This window comes from Demequina sediminicola, assembly GCF_000975055.1.
In the GTDB taxonomy this organism is placed as follows: Bacteria; Actinomycetota; Actinomycetes; order Actinomycetales; family Demequinaceae; genus Demequina; species Demequina sediminicola.
Window position 1 is genome coordinate 14,348 of sequence record NZ_BBRB01000004.1, and the last position, 16,590, is coordinate 30,937.

The 16,590-nt window shown below is 62.5% G+C and carries 17 protein-coding genes; 8 read left to right on the forward strand and 9 right to left on the reverse strand.

The window, feature by feature from the left end; translation table 11 throughout:
• Nucleotides 1-25 precede the first annotated feature (25 nt).
• Together AOP79_RS08585 and AOP79_RS08590 are read left to right on the forward strand one after the other, a co-directional pair.
• Complete coding sequence (locus AOP79_RS08585; protein ID WP_062072631.1) at nucleotides 26-1,027, forward strand: quinone oxidoreductase family protein; 1,002 nt, start codon at nucleotides 26-28, stop codon at nucleotides 1,025-1,027.
• A gap of 56 nt (nucleotides 1,028-1,083) precedes the next feature.
• On the forward strand, nucleotides 1,084-1,593 hold the full coding sequence (locus AOP79_RS08590; protein ID WP_152648076.1) for a GNAT family N-acetyltransferase: 510 nt from the start codon (nucleotides 1,084-1,086) through the stop codon (nucleotides 1,591-1,593).
• Here the strand turns inward: AOP79_RS08590 and AOP79_RS08595 are convergent.
• Complete coding sequence (locus AOP79_RS08595; protein ID WP_062072988.1) at nucleotides 1,559-3,079, reverse strand: DHA2 family efflux MFS transporter permease subunit; 1,521 nt, start codon at nucleotides 3,077-3,079, stop codon at nucleotides 1,559-1,561. The two genes, AOP79_RS08590 and AOP79_RS08595, sit on opposite strands and share 35 nt — an antisense overlap.
• Before the next feature lie 88 nt (nucleotides 3,080-3,167).
• Between AOP79_RS08595 and AOP79_RS08600 the strand changes: the two genes are divergently transcribed.
• From AOP79_RS08600 to AOP79_RS08615, 4 genes are all read left to right on the forward strand, one after another.
• Nucleotides 3,168-4,214 carry an NAD-dependent epimerase/dehydratase family protein gene (locus AOP79_RS08600; RefSeq protein WP_062072635.1) on the forward strand — a complete coding sequence of 349 codons (1,047 nt, stop codon included), beginning with the start codon at nucleotides 3,168-3,170 and terminating at the stop codon, nucleotides 4,212-4,214.
• Nucleotides 4,211-4,882 carry a hypothetical protein gene (locus AOP79_RS08605; RefSeq protein ID WP_152648077.1) on the forward strand — a complete coding sequence of 224 codons (672 nt, stop codon included), beginning with the start codon at nucleotides 4,211-4,213 and terminating at the stop codon, nucleotides 4,880-4,882. The genes AOP79_RS08600 and AOP79_RS08605 overlap by 4 nt, the downstream gene beginning before the upstream one ends.
• A 33-nt stretch (nucleotides 4,883-4,915) precedes the next feature.
• Entirely contained in the window at nucleotides 4,916-5,905 is a 990-nt protein-coding gene (locus AOP79_RS08610; protein WP_062072639.1) for a zinc-binding alcohol dehydrogenase family protein, read from the forward strand.
• A 66-nt stretch (nucleotides 5,906-5,971) separates the two neighbouring features.
• Nucleotides 5,972-6,640: a hypothetical protein gene (locus tag AOP79_RS08615; RefSeq protein ID WP_152648078.1), complete on the forward strand. Its 669-nt coding sequence runs from the start codon at nucleotides 5,972-5,974 to the stop codon at nucleotides 6,638-6,640.
• Here the strand turns inward: AOP79_RS08615 and tal are convergent.
• A complete protein-coding gene (gene tal, locus AOP79_RS08620; RefSeq protein WP_062072643.1) occupies nucleotides 6,623-7,783 on the reverse strand; it encodes a transaldolase in 1,161 nt (386 codons plus the stop codon). The two genes, AOP79_RS08615 and tal, sit on opposite strands and share 18 nt — an antisense overlap.
• Before the next feature lie 165 nt (nucleotides 7,784-7,948).
• Here tal and zwf point away from each other — a divergent pair, with 165 nt between their 5' ends.
• Both zwf and gnd read left to right on the forward strand, forming a co-directional pair.
• Nucleotides 7,949-9,349: a glucose-6-phosphate dehydrogenase gene (zwf, locus tag AOP79_RS08625; protein WP_062072644.1), complete on the forward strand. Its 1,401-nt coding sequence runs from the start codon at nucleotides 7,949-7,951 to the stop codon at nucleotides 9,347-9,349.
• Between the two features lie 63 nt (nucleotides 9,350-9,412).
• On the forward strand, nucleotides 9,413-10,450 hold the full coding sequence (gene gnd / locus AOP79_RS08630; RefSeq protein ID WP_174435655.1) for a phosphogluconate dehydrogenase (NAD(+)-dependent, decarboxylating): 1,038 nt from the start codon (nucleotides 9,413-9,415) through the stop codon (nucleotides 10,448-10,450).
• Nucleotides 10,451-10,466: 16 nt separating this feature from the next.
• On the opposite strand, the gene AOP79_RS08635 is transcribed toward gnd, so the two are convergent.
• From AOP79_RS08635 to AOP79_RS08665, 7 genes are all read right to left on the reverse strand, one after another.
• Nucleotides 10,467-10,922 (reverse strand): hypothetical protein, encoded by a 456-nt coding sequence (locus AOP79_RS08635; protein WP_062072645.1) that lies wholly within the window; start codon nucleotides 10,920-10,922, stop codon nucleotides 10,467-10,469.
• A gap of 32 nt (nucleotides 10,923-10,954) precedes the next feature.
• Entirely contained in the window at nucleotides 10,955-11,317 is a 363-nt protein-coding gene (locus AOP79_RS08640) for a hypothetical protein (RefSeq protein WP_062072646.1), read from the reverse strand.
• Nucleotides 11,314-11,661, reverse strand: coding sequence for a YidH family protein (locus tag AOP79_RS08645; RefSeq protein WP_062072647.1), 348 nt, complete (start codon nucleotides 11,659-11,661; stop codon nucleotides 11,314-11,316). The genes AOP79_RS08640 and AOP79_RS08645 overlap by 4 nt, the downstream gene beginning before the upstream one ends.
• Before the next feature lie 64 nt (nucleotides 11,662-11,725).
• Nucleotides 11,726-12,535, reverse strand: coding sequence for a phosphodiester glycosidase family protein (locus AOP79_RS08650; RefSeq protein WP_062072648.1), 810 nt, complete (start codon nucleotides 12,533-12,535; stop codon nucleotides 11,726-11,728).
• 71 nt (nucleotides 12,536-12,606) lie between these two features.
• Entirely contained in the window at nucleotides 12,607-14,256 is a 1,650-nt protein-coding gene (locus AOP79_RS08655) for a cation:proton antiporter (protein ID WP_082093498.1), read from the reverse strand.
• Nucleotides 14,257-14,350: 94 nt separating this feature from the next.
• Nucleotides 14,351-15,469, reverse strand: a complete 1,119-nt coding sequence (locus tag AOP79_RS08660) for an Rv2578c family radical SAM protein (RefSeq protein ID WP_082093499.1) — start codon at nucleotides 15,467-15,469, stop codon at nucleotides 14,351-14,353.
• Nucleotides 15,470-15,538: 69 nt separating this feature from the next.
• Nucleotides 15,539-16,432, reverse strand: coding sequence for a hypothetical protein (locus AOP79_RS08665; RefSeq protein WP_152648079.1), 894 nt, complete (start codon nucleotides 16,430-16,432; stop codon nucleotides 15,539-15,541).
• Between the last annotated feature and the right edge of the window lie 158 nt (nucleotides 16,433-16,590).

The window sequence follows — 16,590 nt, forward strand, 5'->3', positions numbered from 1 at the left end:
CCAGGCGCGTGTCACGATGGAACCCATGAAGACTGTGATCGCGAACCAGCCCGGCGGTCCATCCGTCATGTCCCTCACCGACACCGAGCCGCTCACCCCGGGACCCGACGACATCGTGGTCGACGTCCACGCCTGCGGCGTCAACTACATTGACACGTACCAGCGCTCCGGTACCTACAGCGTGGACTTCCCCTTCACGCCAGGGCTTGAAGGGGCCGGGACGGTGAGCGCCGTCGGACGAGCAGTGTCGAGCGCGGCCGTCGGAGACCGAGTCGCATGGGCATTTACACCGCGCTCATACGCCGAGCAGGTCATACTGAATGAGCACGACCTCTACGCCGTACCCGACGACATCACCCTAGAAACGGCCGCAGCCATGATGCTGCAAGGGCTTACCGCACACTTCCTCAGCGCATCCACCTATCCACTGGCGCCCGGCGACACGGCACTCGTGCATGCCGGCGCCGGAGGCGTCGGGCTCCTTCTCACACAACTTGCAGTCGCGCGTGGCGCCCGAGTCATCACCACAGTCTCCAACGACGTGAAGGCTGAGCAATCTCGAGCCGCTGGCGCAGACGCAGTCATTCGGTATGACACGTTCTCCTCGATCGCCGATGAACTCCCGGCGGCCGTACGCGACCTTACCGACGGCATCGGCGTCAATGTCGTCTACGACGGCGTGGGTGCGGCAACCTTCGACGGCTCGCTCGGATCGCTCGCTGAACGAGGAACCTTGGCACTGTTCGGCGGAGCATCGGGCCAAGTCCCACCCGTCGATCTCCAGCGCCTCAACCATGGAGGATCACTGTTCGTCACACGACCGAGCATGGTGCATCACCTCCGCACGGCCGAGGAGCGCGCCTGGCGTGCCAACGAGCTCTTTGACGCAGTGCGATCGGGACAGTTGCACGTCCGCATCGATGGAAGATACGCACTCGCCGACGCCCCCGCCACCCACGAAGCCCTCGAGTCGCGGCGAACGATGGGCAAAACTGTCCTGACAGTGGACGGACCGAACGCGCGCTGACACAGGTGACACAGCCTGGACACGCAATCGACACACTCGCACGGCACAATAAGGACATGCAGAATCTCCGCCTTCGCGTCATGCGTGACAGCGACCTTGACACCGTGGTGACGATGAACAACGCCGCGGTACCGGCCGTGAACGAACTGGACACTGACGCGATGCGTGCACTCCACGCCTTGTGCGACGTAGCGCTGGTCGCGACCAACAGGCACGGAGACGTCATTGCTTTTCTCTTGTCGCTAGCGAACGGACAGCCCTACGACTCCGAGAACTACCGATGGTTCGAAGGTCGCGGCGTGCGCCACCAATACATCGACCGGATCGTGGTCGCCGCATCTGCCCGTGGCACTGGTGTCGGCCGCGCCATGTATGAGTCAGTCTTTGAACGCGCCCGCGAACGAGGGGCAAGCGAAGTGTGCGCCGAAGTCAATGTGCGGCCCGCCAACCCCAGGTCGATGGACTTTCACGAACGACAAGGATTCCGAGTGCTCGGCGAGCAAGAGACCAAGAACAACACGGTCCGCGTGGCTATGCTGAGCTGCGCTGTCGACGGGGTTTTCTAGCAGCAGCTTCCACAATCTGCGGTGGCATGACGAAGAAGCACGCAACGATCGCGCCCACTGCAATCACCAGAGCCGGCAAGAGCAAGGTCTGGGCCATCGCGGTGGAGAACGTCTCCAACACTGCATCCGGCACGGATCCAGCAGCGAGCGCACCCGCAGGGTTGTCTGCTGTCACGGTGATGTCTTGTGCACCCGCAAGCTGCGACATCTCGGCATTAATACGGGCAACCATAAGCGTGGCAATGGCGGCAGAGCCCAGGACGGCTCCCACTTGCCTGGTGGTGTTGTAGACACCCGCGCCGGCGCCAGCCGCGGATTGCGGCAGGCCCCGCGTTGCTGTGGACGACAGTGGCCCCCACATGAACGAACTGGCCACGCCAATACACAAGGGCGGTATGAGCAAGACCGCGATGGATGTGTCGGGGGTCATCAGCCACAAGTACGACACCATTGCGATCGCGTTTACCAGCATCGCCGGCACCACGAGAAGTCGAGGGTGAACCCGGTCGGTGAGTTTTCCAGCCACAGGCGCAAGGACGATCGACGCTATCGCGGTAGGGACCGACATCAGTGCGGACTGCGTTGGACTCATCCCCATCGCCACTTGGTAAAAGTAAATGACCGGGATGAACATCGCGGTCGTCGCGAATCCAACGGTGCTGATCGCTGTAGCCGAGACTGCGAAGTTGCGGTCACGGAAGAGTGACAAAGGCACCAACGGCTCTTGCGTGTTGCGACGCTGCCACCACAAGAACACAGCCAACACCACCACACCCACGGCAATCATGATCCAGATCCATGGCGCCCATGCGTATGTCTGGCCTTCCTGGATGGCGAAGACCACGAGGAACATGCCAACGGCGGACAGCAACACCCCCCACCAATCGAAGCTGTGAGAGTGCGTCTCCAATTGAGGCACAAGGCGCCACGCAAGCACAAAGCCGATGACGCCTACCGGGACGTTCACGATGAAGATCCACTCCCAGCCAAGGGAATCCACGAGGACGCCGCCCAGCAGCGGCCCGACAAGCGTGGCCACGCCTGCCACTGCGCCCCAGAGCGCCATCGCAGGACCGCGCCGATGAGCGGGGAAAGTTCGCGTGATCACCGCCATGGTTTGCGGAGTCATCAACGCGGCTCCAAGGCCCTGCACCGCTCGCGCAGCGATGAGGTTGCCGATCGGGGAACCGGGTAGCCATTCAGCAAGTCCGCAGGCGAAGGAGGCGACAGTAAAAATCGTCAACCCCACGAGGTACACCCGACGTGGACCAAAACGATCCCCAAGCCGCCCTGTAATCAGGAGCGGTACTGCATAGGCCAAGAGATACGCACTCGTCACCCAGATCACTTGAGTGGTAGTCGCGCCCAGATCAGCCTGGATGGTGGGGTTCGCTATCGACACAATCGTGGTGTCGACGAGGATCATGAAGAACCCGAGCACGAGCGCCCACAGTGCGGGCCAGGGACTGCGAAGAGAGGACGTCACCTGCTCAGAGTAGCCCTGGCGACCGACACGAAACGCGAGGTAGTCAGCACGCCACTCGCCGTGGCACATAGACAGTTAGGCTGAGCAAATGCGCATCCTCATCGTTGGCGGTACCGGGCTCATCTCCTCCGAACTAGCCGCGAACCTCTCCTCGTCAGGCCACGAACTCACACTCGTCACGCGCGGCAGGTCTCAGGTAGCTCCACCGCCGCCTGGAGCAAGCACTATCACCGCAGACGCGACCCAGCCAGAGCAGTTGCGATCCGCACTTCGTGGGCCTCGCCTGCGCGGTGAGAAGTTTGACGCGGTGATCCAGACTGTGGCGTTCACCCCGGGACACGTCGCTGAGGATGTCGAGACCTTCGCACCACTCACCGACCGCTACGTTCTGATCGCGACGGGCGCCGCATATGAGACCGTCGATCGCTTCATCCCCCTGACCGAGGACTATCCCCTCAACAACTCCGTGTGGGAGTACGCCGACCTCAAAGCGCAGTGCGAGGAAGTATTGCGCTCCCACGCCGCGAGCGCGGGGCTTGAGTGGACGATCGTGCGTCCCGCCCACACGTATGGCCCTTCAAAGATTCCGGCTTTCACCGCCAACTCCCGCAAGCCGTGGACACTCGTGGATCGCATGCGCCGTGGGGCGGACATCATCGTGCCCGGGGATGGAACCTCTCTGTGGACGATCACCCACGCTCGTGACGTTGCGGCGGGAATCGCGGGCCTCGTGGCGAGCGAAGCCGCGGCGGGCATGGCGGTCCATGTGACATCAGACCAAGCGCTCACATGGAACGCGATCTACTCGACTATCGCTGACGCCGCTGGCCTCAGCCGCGAGCAGTACGAGAGGCAGCGTCTATGCGTGCCTTCGGACGCTATGGTGGCGGCTGCACCAAGCCAGGCAGGCTCGATCTATGGCGACAAGATGCACCCGGCGATCTACGACACGACCCTGATTCAGGCCCTGGTGCCTGGCTGGTCAGCGAGCACAACGTTTGCCGACGGAATGCGTGAAGCCGTTGAGTGGTTTGAGGCGGATCCGGCGCGTCAAGAAATTGACGAGGATGCCAACGCTTACCTTGACAAACTTGGGGGCATCTATCGGGCGGCGTTGGGGCAATCGCAGGCATGAGGTGGCGCAGGCGTGAGCACAACCCCGCACAGGCTAGCGATGCGGTCATGGTGACACGACTGTTGGACTCTGCCGTGACGTGGATGTCTCGCGATCCACACACCCCCTACGCGCACATCATTGAGCATGCCGGGGTCAGCGCGAGGGATGCTGAACGCCTGATAGGAGATCGTGAGGAGCTCATCCACGCTGCCATTGTGCGTGGCGCAACTCGTGTGGGTGCCGCCGTCTTCCTCGACGATGGCACACCTGCGGAACAGATCGCGATGCTCGCAGGCCGGGTCTGGGATGACCAGGCGGCAGTCATACCGCTCACGCGCCTCGCAGTGCGCGGCCGCCACCACGAGGACGTCGAACGGGCGCTCGATCCCTTAAGGACGACACTCCTCAAGGCCGTCACCGCCGGTACCGCAGCATCTTCTCCCTCTCCCCTGCGCGCAGATGTCTCCCCCGCAACGGTGTCCTGGCTTGTCGAACAAGCCATGTGGGATGTCATTGAATCTCCTTCCATCGAGCAGGCAACCCACGACAACGTGCGCATCCTCGTCATGACGCATGCGCTCTGCGCGGCGGGGCTCTCCTGGGAGTCCGCACAAGAGGTCGCGGCCACCTGCGGCGCACGCTTGCACAAGACTCGCCGGCCACACTCGCCACCAAGCCACACATAAATCGTCCCCACCTCGTCACGAAAGGACAACACCATGCATGCCATCGTCGCCGTCGACGCACGAGATGTCTCCGATCCGCTCGCACTCAGGGACATGGAGATCGCAGAGCCGGCTCTGCGTGACAAGGACCTCCTGATCCGCGTTGAGGCCGTGTCCTGCAATCCCACTGACGTGAAGCGGCGTGCAAGGGTGAAGTCCGGTGGAGAACCTCGCGTTTTGGGCTTTGATGGCGCGGGTGTTGTCGAAGCCCTCGGGCCAGACGTGGACGGCTTCACCGTGGGAGACAAAGTCTGGTGGGCGGGTGATGCAGGGCGCGCAGGATCAAACGCAGACCTGCAGGCAGTGGATCACCGGATTGTCTCGCGGATGCCTGCCTCCACGACCTTTGCCGATGCCGCATCGTTGCCCCTGACTGCGCTCACGGCCTGGGAGAGCCTCTTTGATCGGATGCGCTTGTCACGCGAAGACACGGGCACTTTGCTGGTGGTTGGCGCTGCTGGCGGTGCAGGTTCCGCAATGACCCAGATTGCCAAGAGCGTCACTGGGATGACGGTGATCGCTACGGCCTCGCGTGAGGATTCCGCTGCGTGGTGCCGACGGATGGGAGCGGATGCCGTTGCCAACCATCACGACCTCGTTGCGACCACCGAACCGCTCGCGCCCGGAGGTATCGACTACGTGTTCTCTGCCTATACCCCCGGAAACATCGAGGCCTACGCCACGTTGGTGCGACCCGGTGGGCAAATCGTCTCCATCGATGGCGGTGACCTCGACCTCCTCCCCTTGTTCCCCAAGTCGATCTCGTTCCACTGGGAGTACATGTTTGCGCGGGCACGCTACGACACCTGGGATATTGGCGAGCAAGGGCGCATCCTTTCGCAGGTGGCGGACCTGGTTGACGACGGGACCATTGTTCCCACCGCGACGCACTACATCAGCGACTTCTCCGCAGAGGGCATTCGTGAGGCTCACCGACTCGTCGAGTCATCGAGCCTCATCGGCAAGGTCGTGGTGCATCGCTAGGCAGTCGCCGCGCGGAACGTCATGGTGGGCTTTGGCTACCACGACTTCCTCTGCCACGCTCGAACCATGAAGACTGCGACCCGCATCGTCCCTGCTCTTGCCGCCCTGGTGCTACTCGCAGGGTGCACCTCAGCGGGCGACAGTTCGCCCGAGAGCTCAGCCCCCAAGGCCACGCCGGGGCCGAGCTCCGCCGTCGAGACGTCCCCGTCAGGCACGGCATCGGAGTCGCCGTCAACACAGCCCTCAAGTGACTCGATAGCCTCCGGCGTCGACCCCTTCTGCACCGCGGCCCACGAGGGGTACCTCGCGCAACTCGACTTGCTCGATGCCACGGAGCGCAAGTCCACCGAGACTGGTGCGCCTGACGATTCGGGGAACGTGAGCGTGATGAATGCTGCGGCTCTCGACATGCAGACCGCCCTTGCAGACGTCCGGTCCGAATGGACAAGCGCGCGCGAGCACATCGGTGACTCCACGAGCGCGGGCGCAACGACGTCCCTGTCGCCAGACGAGGTAACTGCCGCTTTCGATACGTACTTCGTCTATGCGGACGAGCTCATCGAGCCGGAAGCAACGCTTGCTGCGAAGGCCGGGTCAATCGCGGAGTACGACCAAGGGATGGTCGCCATCCTAACCGCGAGCGGCGCCACCGATGCCCTCGCCAGTGGAGGCCAAGGGCTCAGCGATATCCTGATGTACACCGTCGAACGCTGTGGTTCACTCCCGCTCGGATAGCGATGAGTCGCTCGACTGCTGTGACAATTGTTCGCGCACGCGGGCGAGAAGGTCTTCCCAAGCATCGGCGAACTTAGCGATGCCTTCTTCTTCCAGTTGGGCCGTCACGTCTGCAAAGTCAACACCTGCGGCAGCCACCGCGCTGAGCGTCTCGCGAGCGGCATCGTAGGTACCGCGTACAGCGTCCCATTCGTGCGGTTCGGCGGGGTGCGCCCCGTGATCGGCCACTGCATCAATGGTGGACTCAGGCATCGTGTTCACCGTCCCCGCAGTCACTAGCTCATCGACATACATGGTGTCGGGGTAGTCAGGGTTCTTCACGGACGTGGAAGCCCACAAGGGCCGTTGAGGATGTGCCCCGGCGGCGGCCAGAGGCTCCCAACGCTCCGAGGTCAACACGGCCTCGTGATACTCGAACGCAAGTCGCGCATTCGCCACTGCGGCTGCACCATACAGTTCCGCCGGGCCACGACCTGAGTCAAGCCGCGCGTCCACTTCCGAGTCAACGCGGGAGACAAAGAACGATGCCACCGAACCAATGCGGCTCACATCGAACCCCGCACGATGAGCCTTCTCCATACCCGTCAAGAACGCGTCGACGACACTCTGGTATCGCTCGAGCGAGAAGATCAACGTGACATTGACGGAGATCCCTTCCGCGATGGCAGCCGTGATAGCGGGCAACCCCTCGACCGTCGCGGGGATCTTGATCATGACGTTAGGTCGGTCGACCAACCACCACAGTTGGCGGGCCTCGGCAATGGTCGCTGCGGTATCGCGAGCAAACCGCGGGTCCACCTCAATCGAGACCCGGCCATCCAGGCCATCGGTGCGGTCATAGACAGGGCGCAGCACATCGCAGGCTTCACGTACATCCGCGGTGGTGATCATGCGGACCGCCTCGTCGACGCCGACGCCACGAGCAGCCAACTCCGCTATCTGCGCGTCATAGTCGTCAGAACCACTGACGGCTGCGGAGAAGATCGACGGGTTGGTCGTGACGCCAACAATGTGGCGTTCCTGAATGTCACGTCCGAGTGACCCGCTCTTCAGGCGGTCCCTGCTCAGGTCGTCCAACCACACGGACACACCTGCTTGGGACAGCGCTTCGAGGGGACGTGGCGTAGTGCTCTGGGCGGACATGGAAACTCCTTGTCAGTTGTCACTTCGGCGTGCGCCTGGTGGAACACTCATCCCTGCTCGCACATTCCCAGAGAGTCGTGCTGCACACGGCCTGTCCACTCGCTCGGACTGCGGTCCCACCCTAGGGTGGAAGCGTCATCACTACAGGCCTCAGAAGGAGTCCACATGCCCGGAGCCGCCCCCGGCACCATGTCCGATTGCCTGGTGTTCTTTGGCGCCAGTGGAGACTTGGCACGCAAGTCAATCTTCCCATCGCTCTACCGCATGGTGAAGGAAGGAACCCTTGCAGTGCCTGTCATCGGCGTCGCGTTTTCCGACTGGACCGTCGAGGACCTCCGCACGCGTGCGCGGGAGGCAGTGAAAGCGCGTTACGGCGGCATAGACGATGAAGCGGCACTCGAGCGCCTGCTCTCACTCTTGCGTTACGTGGACGGCGACTACGCAGAGCCAGAGACATTCGAGCGACTGAAGACAGCACTCGGTGAATGCTCACGCCCCACTCACTATCTAGCCATACCCCCGGTGCTGTTCGGCACCGTAGTGCAGGGCCTCAAGTCCGTCGGACTCAATCACGATGCTCGCGTTGTGGTGGAGAAGCCATTCGGTCGAGACCTCGCCAGCTGCCAGGAGCTCAATCGCGTCATCATCGACGCCTTTGACGAGCACGCAATCTTCCGCATCGATCACTTCCTCGGCAAGGAAGAGATCATGAACCTGTTGTACTTCCGATTCGCCAACTCGATCTTTGAGCCCGTGTGGAACCGCAACTACATCGAGTCGATTCAAGTGACCTTCGCTGAAGACTTTGGGGTGCGTGGACGCGGTGCGTTCTACGAGTCGGCAGGTGCACTCCGCGACGTCGTCGAGAACCACTTGTTCCAGATCGTCGCGCTGCTGACGATGGAAGCACCGACCTATCAGGGCTATGGCGCCGTCCAGGCCGCCAAATCGAACGTCTTCAAAGCCATGCGTCCCCTGACCCGCAAGGACTATGTCCGGGGCCAGTTCAATGGCTACCGCGATGAAGAAGGAGTCGCCGAACACTCCGACGTCGAGACGTTTGCGGCAGTCAAACTCTTCATCGACTCCTGGCGATGGGCCGATGTGCCGTTCTATCTGCGCACAGGCAAGGCACTTGCGGTGTCTGCGGGCGAGGTTGTCGTCAACTTCAAGCGCCCCCCACAATCCCTGTTTAACGATGCGCAGGACCCAGACCAGCACCCCAACCGCCTGCGCTTCCGACTGCAGCCCGACGGTGAGATCGGCTTGGGCGTGCGGGTGAAGCGCCCTGGCGAAGAGTTTGTGGGCCACGAACAAGAGCTCCGACTGCCGACAGAAAGTCCCCTCGAGCGCGAACCCTACGAGCGCCTCCTCACGGATGCACTACGCGGCGATAGCGCACTCTTCACCCATGAAGACTCCGTCGAAGCCGCGTGGAGAGTCGTCGACGGCATCCTGACCGACCACGCCTCCGTCATTCACTACGAGCCCGGAACGTGGGGCCCCGAGGAAGCAGCCGGTCGCCTCATCGGCGACCACGGCCCATGGCAAAACCCCCACGTCTAAGCCTCTCCCCTCCACACCACCACGGCATCGGCCCTTTACCCCTCACTCTCCAAGGAGCAAGCAATGAGTACGACCACCTCGCAACTCGGAATGATCGGCCTCGGACGCATGGGCGCTGGATTAAGCCGCCGCCTCATGCGCGACGGTCACACGGTCGCAGTGCACGACGTCTCATCCGAAGCGATCGACGCCTTGGAAGCCGATGGTGCGGTCGCAGTCCGCGACATGACGGACTTCATCACCGCCTTGGAAGCACCCCGAGCAGTGTGGGTCATGGTCCCCGCTGGGGAGATCACGCAATCCGTGATCTCCGCCTTGGCCGACGTTCTCGAGCCCGGCGACACCATCATCGATGGTGGCAACAGTTACTACCGGGACGACCTCAAGCATGCAGCGGAACTCGCCGACAAAAACCTCCACCTCGTCGACTGCGGAACCTCCGGCGGCGTGTGGGGGCTTGAGCGAGGTTTCTGCCTCATGATCGGCGGAGAGACCGAGATCGTCCAGCGCCTCTCCCCCATTTGGGACACCATTGCCCCAGGCGCCGACTCAGCTGAGCGCACACCTGGCCGTGAAGGTGACCCGACGCCTGCCGAGCGCGGCTGGCTGCACTGTGGACCCAACGGAGCCGGCCACTTCGTCAAGATGGTCCACAACGGCATCGAATACGGCTTGATGGCCGCGTACGCCGAGGGACTCAACGTCTTGCGCAATGCCGACATCGGCACCCGTGCACGTACCGCAGACGCGGAAACCGCACCCATGTCGAACCCCGAGTTCTACCAATATGACATCCCCGTTGACGACGTGGCAGAAGTATGGCGTCGCGGATCGGTCGTGGGCTCCTGGCTCCTTGACCTCACGGCCGAGGCTCTCCACCGCGACCCGGACCTTGAAGGATTCTCGGGCAACGTCGCAGACTCCGGCGAGGGCCGATGGACCTCCATTGCCGCTGTCGAAGAAGGTGTCCCTACCCCGGTGCTGACGACCGCGCTGTACTCACGGTTCGCCTCACGCGATCTCGACATCTATGCGGAGAAGGTGCTCTCAGCGATGCGTAAGGGGTTCGGTGGCCACGAAGAGAAGCCGACTGGGCAGTAAACCGTACTGGTGAGGGTCACTTCACCAACGTGGTGAGCACTCGCTCCATCTGGCCGGGATGGTCAACGCCCAGAAAAATCTCTTCACCGTCATGGGTAGTGATCACCACAGCAGTCGAACCATAGAGAGTAAAGGCACGCTTGCCGCCCTTTCCAAACCGCCAGCCCCACCCACCAAAGTCCCGCATAGGGCTGTAGTCGCGCACCTCCACGGCAGCAACCTCAGCAATGCCGATGCGCTTGGCCGGGATGCCCCAAAATCGAGCGCTGACCTCACCCTCACGTGAGACCTCAACGTCAAGATTGATCAGAAGCAGCGCGAGCACGACGACGATAGTGCCCGCGACCAGAACCGTGCTCGCCCACGAGTCCAAGAAGAAAAAGAGCACGGACACCGCGACCGCTGTCATCAGGACCATGCTGACGGCTAGTGGGTTGCGGTAAAGCCATTGACGCGACGAAAACTGAGGCATGCGTGCATGCTAACGCCACGGCAAGCGGTGGCCTAAGCGAGACTTGCCTCCCACAGCAGCCAGGCCAGTGTGCCGACGCCAGACACCAGCGCAAACAAGGAAAGCAATGCCACGCGAGTGCGCGCAGTTGCCATTCCAGAGTCGTGGACTCCTGCGCGCACAGCACGAGCGTGGTGCACATACTGGCGCGACACAGACACGTGCAACATGACGCCCACGGCAACGCCCACGAGACCCAATGCGTACGCCGATCCGCCATACACCAGCGCCAACAGTTGAGCGCCGACCACCGAGACCGCGCCGATGCGAATGGCAGTTCGACGCCATGCCAGTGCCGTCAACGTACGAGCGTCGAAGGGATCCGTGTCCTTGAGACCGCGGCCTGCCGCCGTCACAGCAACAGCGCTCCCGCCATCAGGGTCACCGTCGCCACCACAACGCCTGCGGTAATGACCACACCCATACGTAGTGTCGGCTCCCAGTCACCCCGTCGAGCATCGCGGTCAGTGGCACGCCACCCCAACCACGCCTGAATTGCGCATGCGATGCCGAGGACAACGAACAGTCCACCTGAGGCCAGCAACCATCCAGGATGGACCGGCGGATCAAGCGCCACCAGCGCCGCACCAGTAGCAGTCAGGCCTAGCGACGTGCGAATCCATGCCAGGAAGGTGCGCTCATTGGCGAGTCCCACTTGCGGGCTCACGGGAAGATCACCTGAGTTGTCTTGAGAACCCATCTGCGCCTCCTCACTCGGCACCACACCAGTACTTTCGTACCTTAGCGCGAGGAGAATTGTCGTGTCAGGAACGCTCGCGAGCCGTGATGATTCCGGCATAGGGGCCAGCGACGGGGCCCGGCTCATCCATCGACTCAATCCATAACGTCGAGATATCGCCGTCGAGGTACAGAGCGTCTTCCACACCCAACTCGTCACGGAAGAGCGTGGCGAAATCCCACAAGTTCGTGAACGACCACGAGATTGCAAGATAAACCGTGTCGCCCTCTGGGCTCACGCCTACTCCCGAGCGCACCGCAAGATTGCTAGAACCCTCATTGAATGCCGGATGCACGTCGCCATCCAGAATCAACGCCGGTCCAGACTGCGTGGCCTGCATCACGCCCTCGCCGTTGTAGTCAACGCTATTGACTACTGCGGCGTGCCCGTCCTCGTACACCGCGAAGACAGCATTGGGCATGAGATGGAAGTTGCCAGCGCCCTCCGACAGGTTCAGCGGCACCATTTCGACGCCGTCCGCCACGAGAAGCCCGCCGGGCACGAGCTCCGGAGTGAAGATGCCCCCGTTGGTGGCAACCGCAATGGTGGGATCCTCTGCCACAGCATCTCGCAGCATGGTCCCGCGGTCCTCGGGGTCCCATTCAACACTGACGTCCCACTGCTCGAGCGGCAGAGTGACCACCAGATAAGAGTTGCCCGCGTGTTCAATGCCCTCAGCATCCACCGCTGAGCCCGCTGTCGGGTCAGGGCTTGTGCCGGCCGACTCCGTCGGGGTCTGGCCCGAGGGCGGAGCACTAGGTGCAGTGGAGGACTCCGCGTCACCCAGTGAACATGCCGCAACCATCACCACGGTGGCGACCGTCACCACCAACATACGGGCGGACTTCCTGAACCTCCGACTCACAATTGTCTGGCTCGGAACTGTCCGGCTGGGAGCTTGACGGCTCACAGTTCGAGCCGAATCTGCTCCGCATCCAGGCGGCGCAGCATCGCGGACAACGAATCAGAACTAAAGATTCCGACATCACGCGCCTCGATGAGCGCGCTTCGCTTCGCTTCGATGACGGCGATGTGCTGACTCGTACGGCGCTCATGCGAATCAGACGCGCGGAAGGCAGCCCGCGCCTCCCCAGCAGCGTTGTCAAGATACTCACTGAGGGCCACCCGTTCGGCCTCCTCTTCCTGCTGCGTCGCACCGCGAGAAGGCTTGAGGACCTCGATGGCCCAGCGCACCGTGCCACCTTGAATCACCAACGACCCCACAGCCACACAGTAGGCAATCAGCACAAGGAGAGCTCTGCCGGGCGTGTCCAGAGGCAAGGTTTGTGCGGCGGCGACAGTGACAACGCCACGCATGCCTGCCCACACCATGAGTGCACCCTCCCGAGTGCCCAAGGGCTCCTTAACCAAGTAGCTGATATCGGCCTCGGTTCGCTTCAGGTGATGCTTCACCCGTTCATGACTCACGATGCCACGAGAGATTGCCCGCCCCCGGAATCCGCCTGTGGCCTTGCCGACTTGTTCCAGGGCACCGGCCGCAGTGTCAGGGTGGCCCAGTTCCTGATGGAATCTCTTGATGTCCGGCTGCAACGCGGCCGCGCGGCGTGCACGCCGGGCTTGCCCCCACAGCAGCGGCGCGATGAATGCGGCTCGCACCAGCAAGACAAGGAACAGAGCGGCTGCGGCGACGCTGACTGCGAAGCCCACTCCCCCGTGTTCAGCCTCCACTTCTTCGATCGTGGCGACGAGTTCGAGGCCGACGATCAGATACACCGCGCCCTCCAGGATCAACTCGATGGCACGCCACGTCTGCAAATCCGAGATGCGCACCTGCGGCGACAACGCCCTCGCCGCTCCGTTGCCTGTCACCAGGCCACATACGACGGCAGCCACCAGCCCGGAGGCTCCCACAAGTTCCGCGGGAATCGAGGCAATAAACGGCACCGCGAGCGTGAACACCGTATTGGCGGTCGTGTCCTTGATGTGGCCCGAGACCCACAGGTTCAGTTTTCCGACAGCAAGTCCGATGATGACCGCCACTGTCATTGCGAGCACAAACTCTAGACCGATGTCGAAGAGCGTGACCGACGCTGCTGCGGCAGCCACCGCCCCGCGCAGCAGCACCAACGCACACGCGTCATTCAGAAGGCTCTCGCCTTCGAGGATGCTCACCATGCGCGGAGATACCCCGAGTCGCTTGATGATCGAAGTGGCGACCGGGTCAGAGGGCGAGACAATCGCTCCCATCGCGAATGACCATGCCCACGACAGATCCGGAATCACCCAGTGGAAGAAGACGCCTAACAGCAGAGTGGAAATGATCGTCAGCGCAACGGACATTCCGGAGATCGCTTTGAACTCCCGGCGAAAGTCCGTCGCAGGAATTGACGCACCGGCGGCGAAGAGGAGCGGCGGCAGGACGCCGGCCAAAATGACTTCTGGGTCGATTTGTATCGGGGGCACGAAGGGCAGCAGTGATACACCGACGCCAACCGCGACAAGGATCAGGGGCGAGGCGATGCCCACGCGTGGACTCATTGCGGTGGAGATCGCGATCGCGACCAGCGCAAGAACGGCGACAACCAGGTACTCCACAGCGTCCTCCCTATGACGGCGTGACCATCGTATCGACGCGAGCGATGAGCGGTGCGCTCACACGAGGCGCGGACACACGTCACGAAGCAGGGGCTCAGAGGGCAAAGAGCGCTGGCTGCTCACCGTCTGGCGCCGACGTCCGTTCTTTGTTGGGGCGGCGGCGCCACAATCCGTCGCTGTCGCGAGCGCTCACTCGAGCCCCCACAACTCGTTCCTGAGCGGCAGCGGTTGATCCCATCGATCCCGTGTTGGGGTCCTCCACGGCTGGAGCCAGTCCATGGTCTCGAATCAGAGGACGTATCCGCGCCGCGAGCTTCTTGCGGTAGGCCGCCGGCGCATAGGCATCGTCTCCGTACAAGCGGCGGTAGCGCGGAGTGAGATCGGGTCGATGCGTGTTGAGCCAGCGCGCGAACCATTCCTTGACCCCTGGGCGCAGATGCATGGCGCTATACGTCACGGACGTGGCCCCTGCCGCTTTGATGCGCTCTAGGGCGTCGTTGAGCTGCTCGGCGGAATCAGTCAGGTAAGGCAGGATCGGCATCATAAAGACCGACACGTGAAAGCCTGCGTCGACAGCGGCTGTGACGGTAGCGAGGCGTGCAGCTGTCGATGGAGTTCCCGGCTCGATGGTGCGCTGCAGTTCGTCGTCGAAGATGGCGATCGACATCGCGATATCCACGGGCACTCGTGTGGCCGCGTGTTGAAGCCGTGGCAGGTCGCGCCGCAACAAAGTTCCCTTGGTGAGGATCGACATGGGCGTGCCGGATTCAGCGAGCGCTTCAATGATCCCGGGCATGAGCTGGTAGCGGCCCTCGGCACGTTGGTAGGGGTCCGTGTTCGTGCCGAGAGCGACGTGCTCTCTCTTCCATGACTTCTTAGCGAGATCCGCTCGTAGCGCCTCAACGATGTTTGTCTTGACGATGACTTGGTTGTCGAAGTCGTCGCCGCTGTCGAGTTCAAGGTACTCGTGGCTAGGGCGCGCGAAGCAGTACACGCAAGCGTGGGAACAACCGCGATAAGGGTTGATGGTCCAGGTGAACGGCATTGCGCTGGTGTGGCCGACTTTGTTGAGTGCGCTCTTGGCGTGAATTTCATGGAACGTGACTCCAGCAAATTCCGGGGTCCGGACTGACCGGATGAATGTGTTGAGGCGCGCTAGCCCGGGCAGTACATCTGGTTGTGCGACTTGTGTGGCCTGGCTATCCCAACGCATGCACACATTCGAACATATGTTCGATGCGCATTCAAGGATTGCGTCTCAGCGAGTCTGACAAGAAGTCACTCACACTGTGTTGACCGGGTCCGCAATCACCAAGACCTGGTCAGCAACGGCTTCCGCAACAGCAGGGTCTTGGCTCGAGTAGGCCACCAGGAGCGCACCGTTGTCCTCAGATGTGGAGCCGGGGTTGGGCCCTGGGAGGTTTTTGATGACCATGGTCTGCCAACCGCCATCACCATGCTGGAGAGTGATGTGGGTCGTGTAGATGCCGTCGATAACCTCGTCTGTGGCCCACCCATCGAGGACGTCGACCGCGAGCGCTCCCAGGTACTGTTCCGCAGTCATGCTGGTAGGCACGACAGCGATTCCCAGGAGAGCACTCTCGCCGGTGTCTGGGTCCAACCATTCCAGGTCAACGGCGCATCGTGCGGGCACGGAGGGAAAGGGTGCGTTGACATCCGTACCCAGATGCCAGTCGAAGCACGGTGTCTGGAGGTTCCCCTCAGCGAGCGTCGCTTGCCACTCACCTTCTTCGTAGAGCGTGTGGACCACTGGTTGCCCGTCGAGCATCCACGTGCTCGCCGGGTCACTTGACTTCAAGGCAGCCTGGCCCGCGGCCCACGAGCCGTCTTGTGCGTCGATTGCTTCCTGGACTTTGGGGTGGACGTCGGCCGCGTGGGTGTCGGCATCGTCTGCTTGCCCGTCGAGCGTCTCGCCGCCCTGGCCCCCCGGTGGCACCGAGTCACCACCGGGCCGGGACTTGCCCCACCAGGTACCGACGTTGGCGGGTGAATCCGCGGAGCGCGGTGGTTCGCTGACTGGGACACATGCCGCGAGCGCGAAGGAGATGCCGATGACCATGAGGCTCATCGCACGGCTGGGCCCCCGTTGATGATGCGGCTGTAGCAAAGGCTGCCCCGGTGGCGCTGCCTGATCAGTAGTGATGTCCGCGGTCATAGTGCCCCCTTGGCGTGAGTTGTGGCGATGCCTTCAACGTCGACGCTACTTGTCACCGAGTGCACGGATTGAGTTATCCACATGGCCACAGCACACGGCAAAGGGCCGATGCCGGGTCACCCCGACATCGGCCCTTTCCCTGAGTGGTGCGGACGCTC

Bases quoted from the DNA above. Each gene is read 5' to 3' on its own strand.
- AOP79_RS08585 (WP_062072631.1), top strand. From the start codon at position 26: ATGAAGACTGTGATCGCGAACCAGCCCGGCGGTCCATCCGTCATGTCC.
- AOP79_RS08590 (WP_152648076.1), top strand. From the start codon at position 1,084: ATGCAGAATCTCCGCCTTCGCGTCATGCGTGACAGCGACCTTGACACC.
- AOP79_RS08600 (WP_062072635.1), top strand. From the start codon at position 3,168: ATGCGCATCCTCATCGTTGGCGGTACCGGGCTCATCTCCTCCGAACTA.
- AOP79_RS08605 (WP_152648077.1), top strand. From the start codon at position 4,211: ATGAGGTGGCGCAGGCGTGAGCACAACCCCGCACAGGCTAGCGATGCG.
- AOP79_RS08610 (WP_062072639.1), top strand. From the start codon at position 4,916: ATGCATGCCATCGTCGCCGTCGACGCACGAGATGTCTCCGATCCGCTC.
- AOP79_RS08615 (WP_152648078.1), top strand. From the start codon at position 5,972: ATGAAGACTGCGACCCGCATCGTCCCTGCTCTTGCCGCCCTGGTGCTA.
- tal (WP_062072643.1), bottom strand. From the start codon at position 7,783: ATGTCCGCCCAGAGCACTACGCCACGTCCCCTCGAAGCGCTGTCCCAA.
- zwf (WP_062072644.1), top strand. From the start codon at position 7,949: ATGCCCGGAGCCGCCCCCGGCACCATGTCCGATTGCCTGGTGTTCTTT.
- gnd (WP_174435655.1), top strand. From the start codon at position 9,413: ATGAGTACGACCACCTCGCAACTCGGAATGATCGGCCTCGGACGCATG.
- AOP79_RS08635 (WP_062072645.1), bottom strand. From the start codon at position 10,922: ATGCCTCAGTTTTCGTCGCGTCAATGGCTTTACCGCAACCCACTAGCC.
- AOP79_RS08645 (WP_062072647.1), bottom strand. From the start codon at position 11,661: ATGGGTTCTCAAGACAACTCAGGTGATCTTCCCGTGAGCCCGCAAGTG.
- AOP79_RS08650 (WP_062072648.1), bottom strand. From the start codon at position 12,535: ATGTTGGTGGTGACGGTCGCCACCGTGGTGATGGTTGCGGCATGTTCA.
- AOP79_RS08660 (WP_082093499.1), bottom strand. From the start codon at position 15,469: ATGCGTTGGGATAGCCAGGCCACACAAGTCGCACAACCAGATGTACTG.
- AOP79_RS08665 (WP_152648079.1), bottom strand. From the start codon at position 16,432: ATGACCGCGGACATCACTACTGATCAGGCAGCGCCACCGGGGCAGCCT.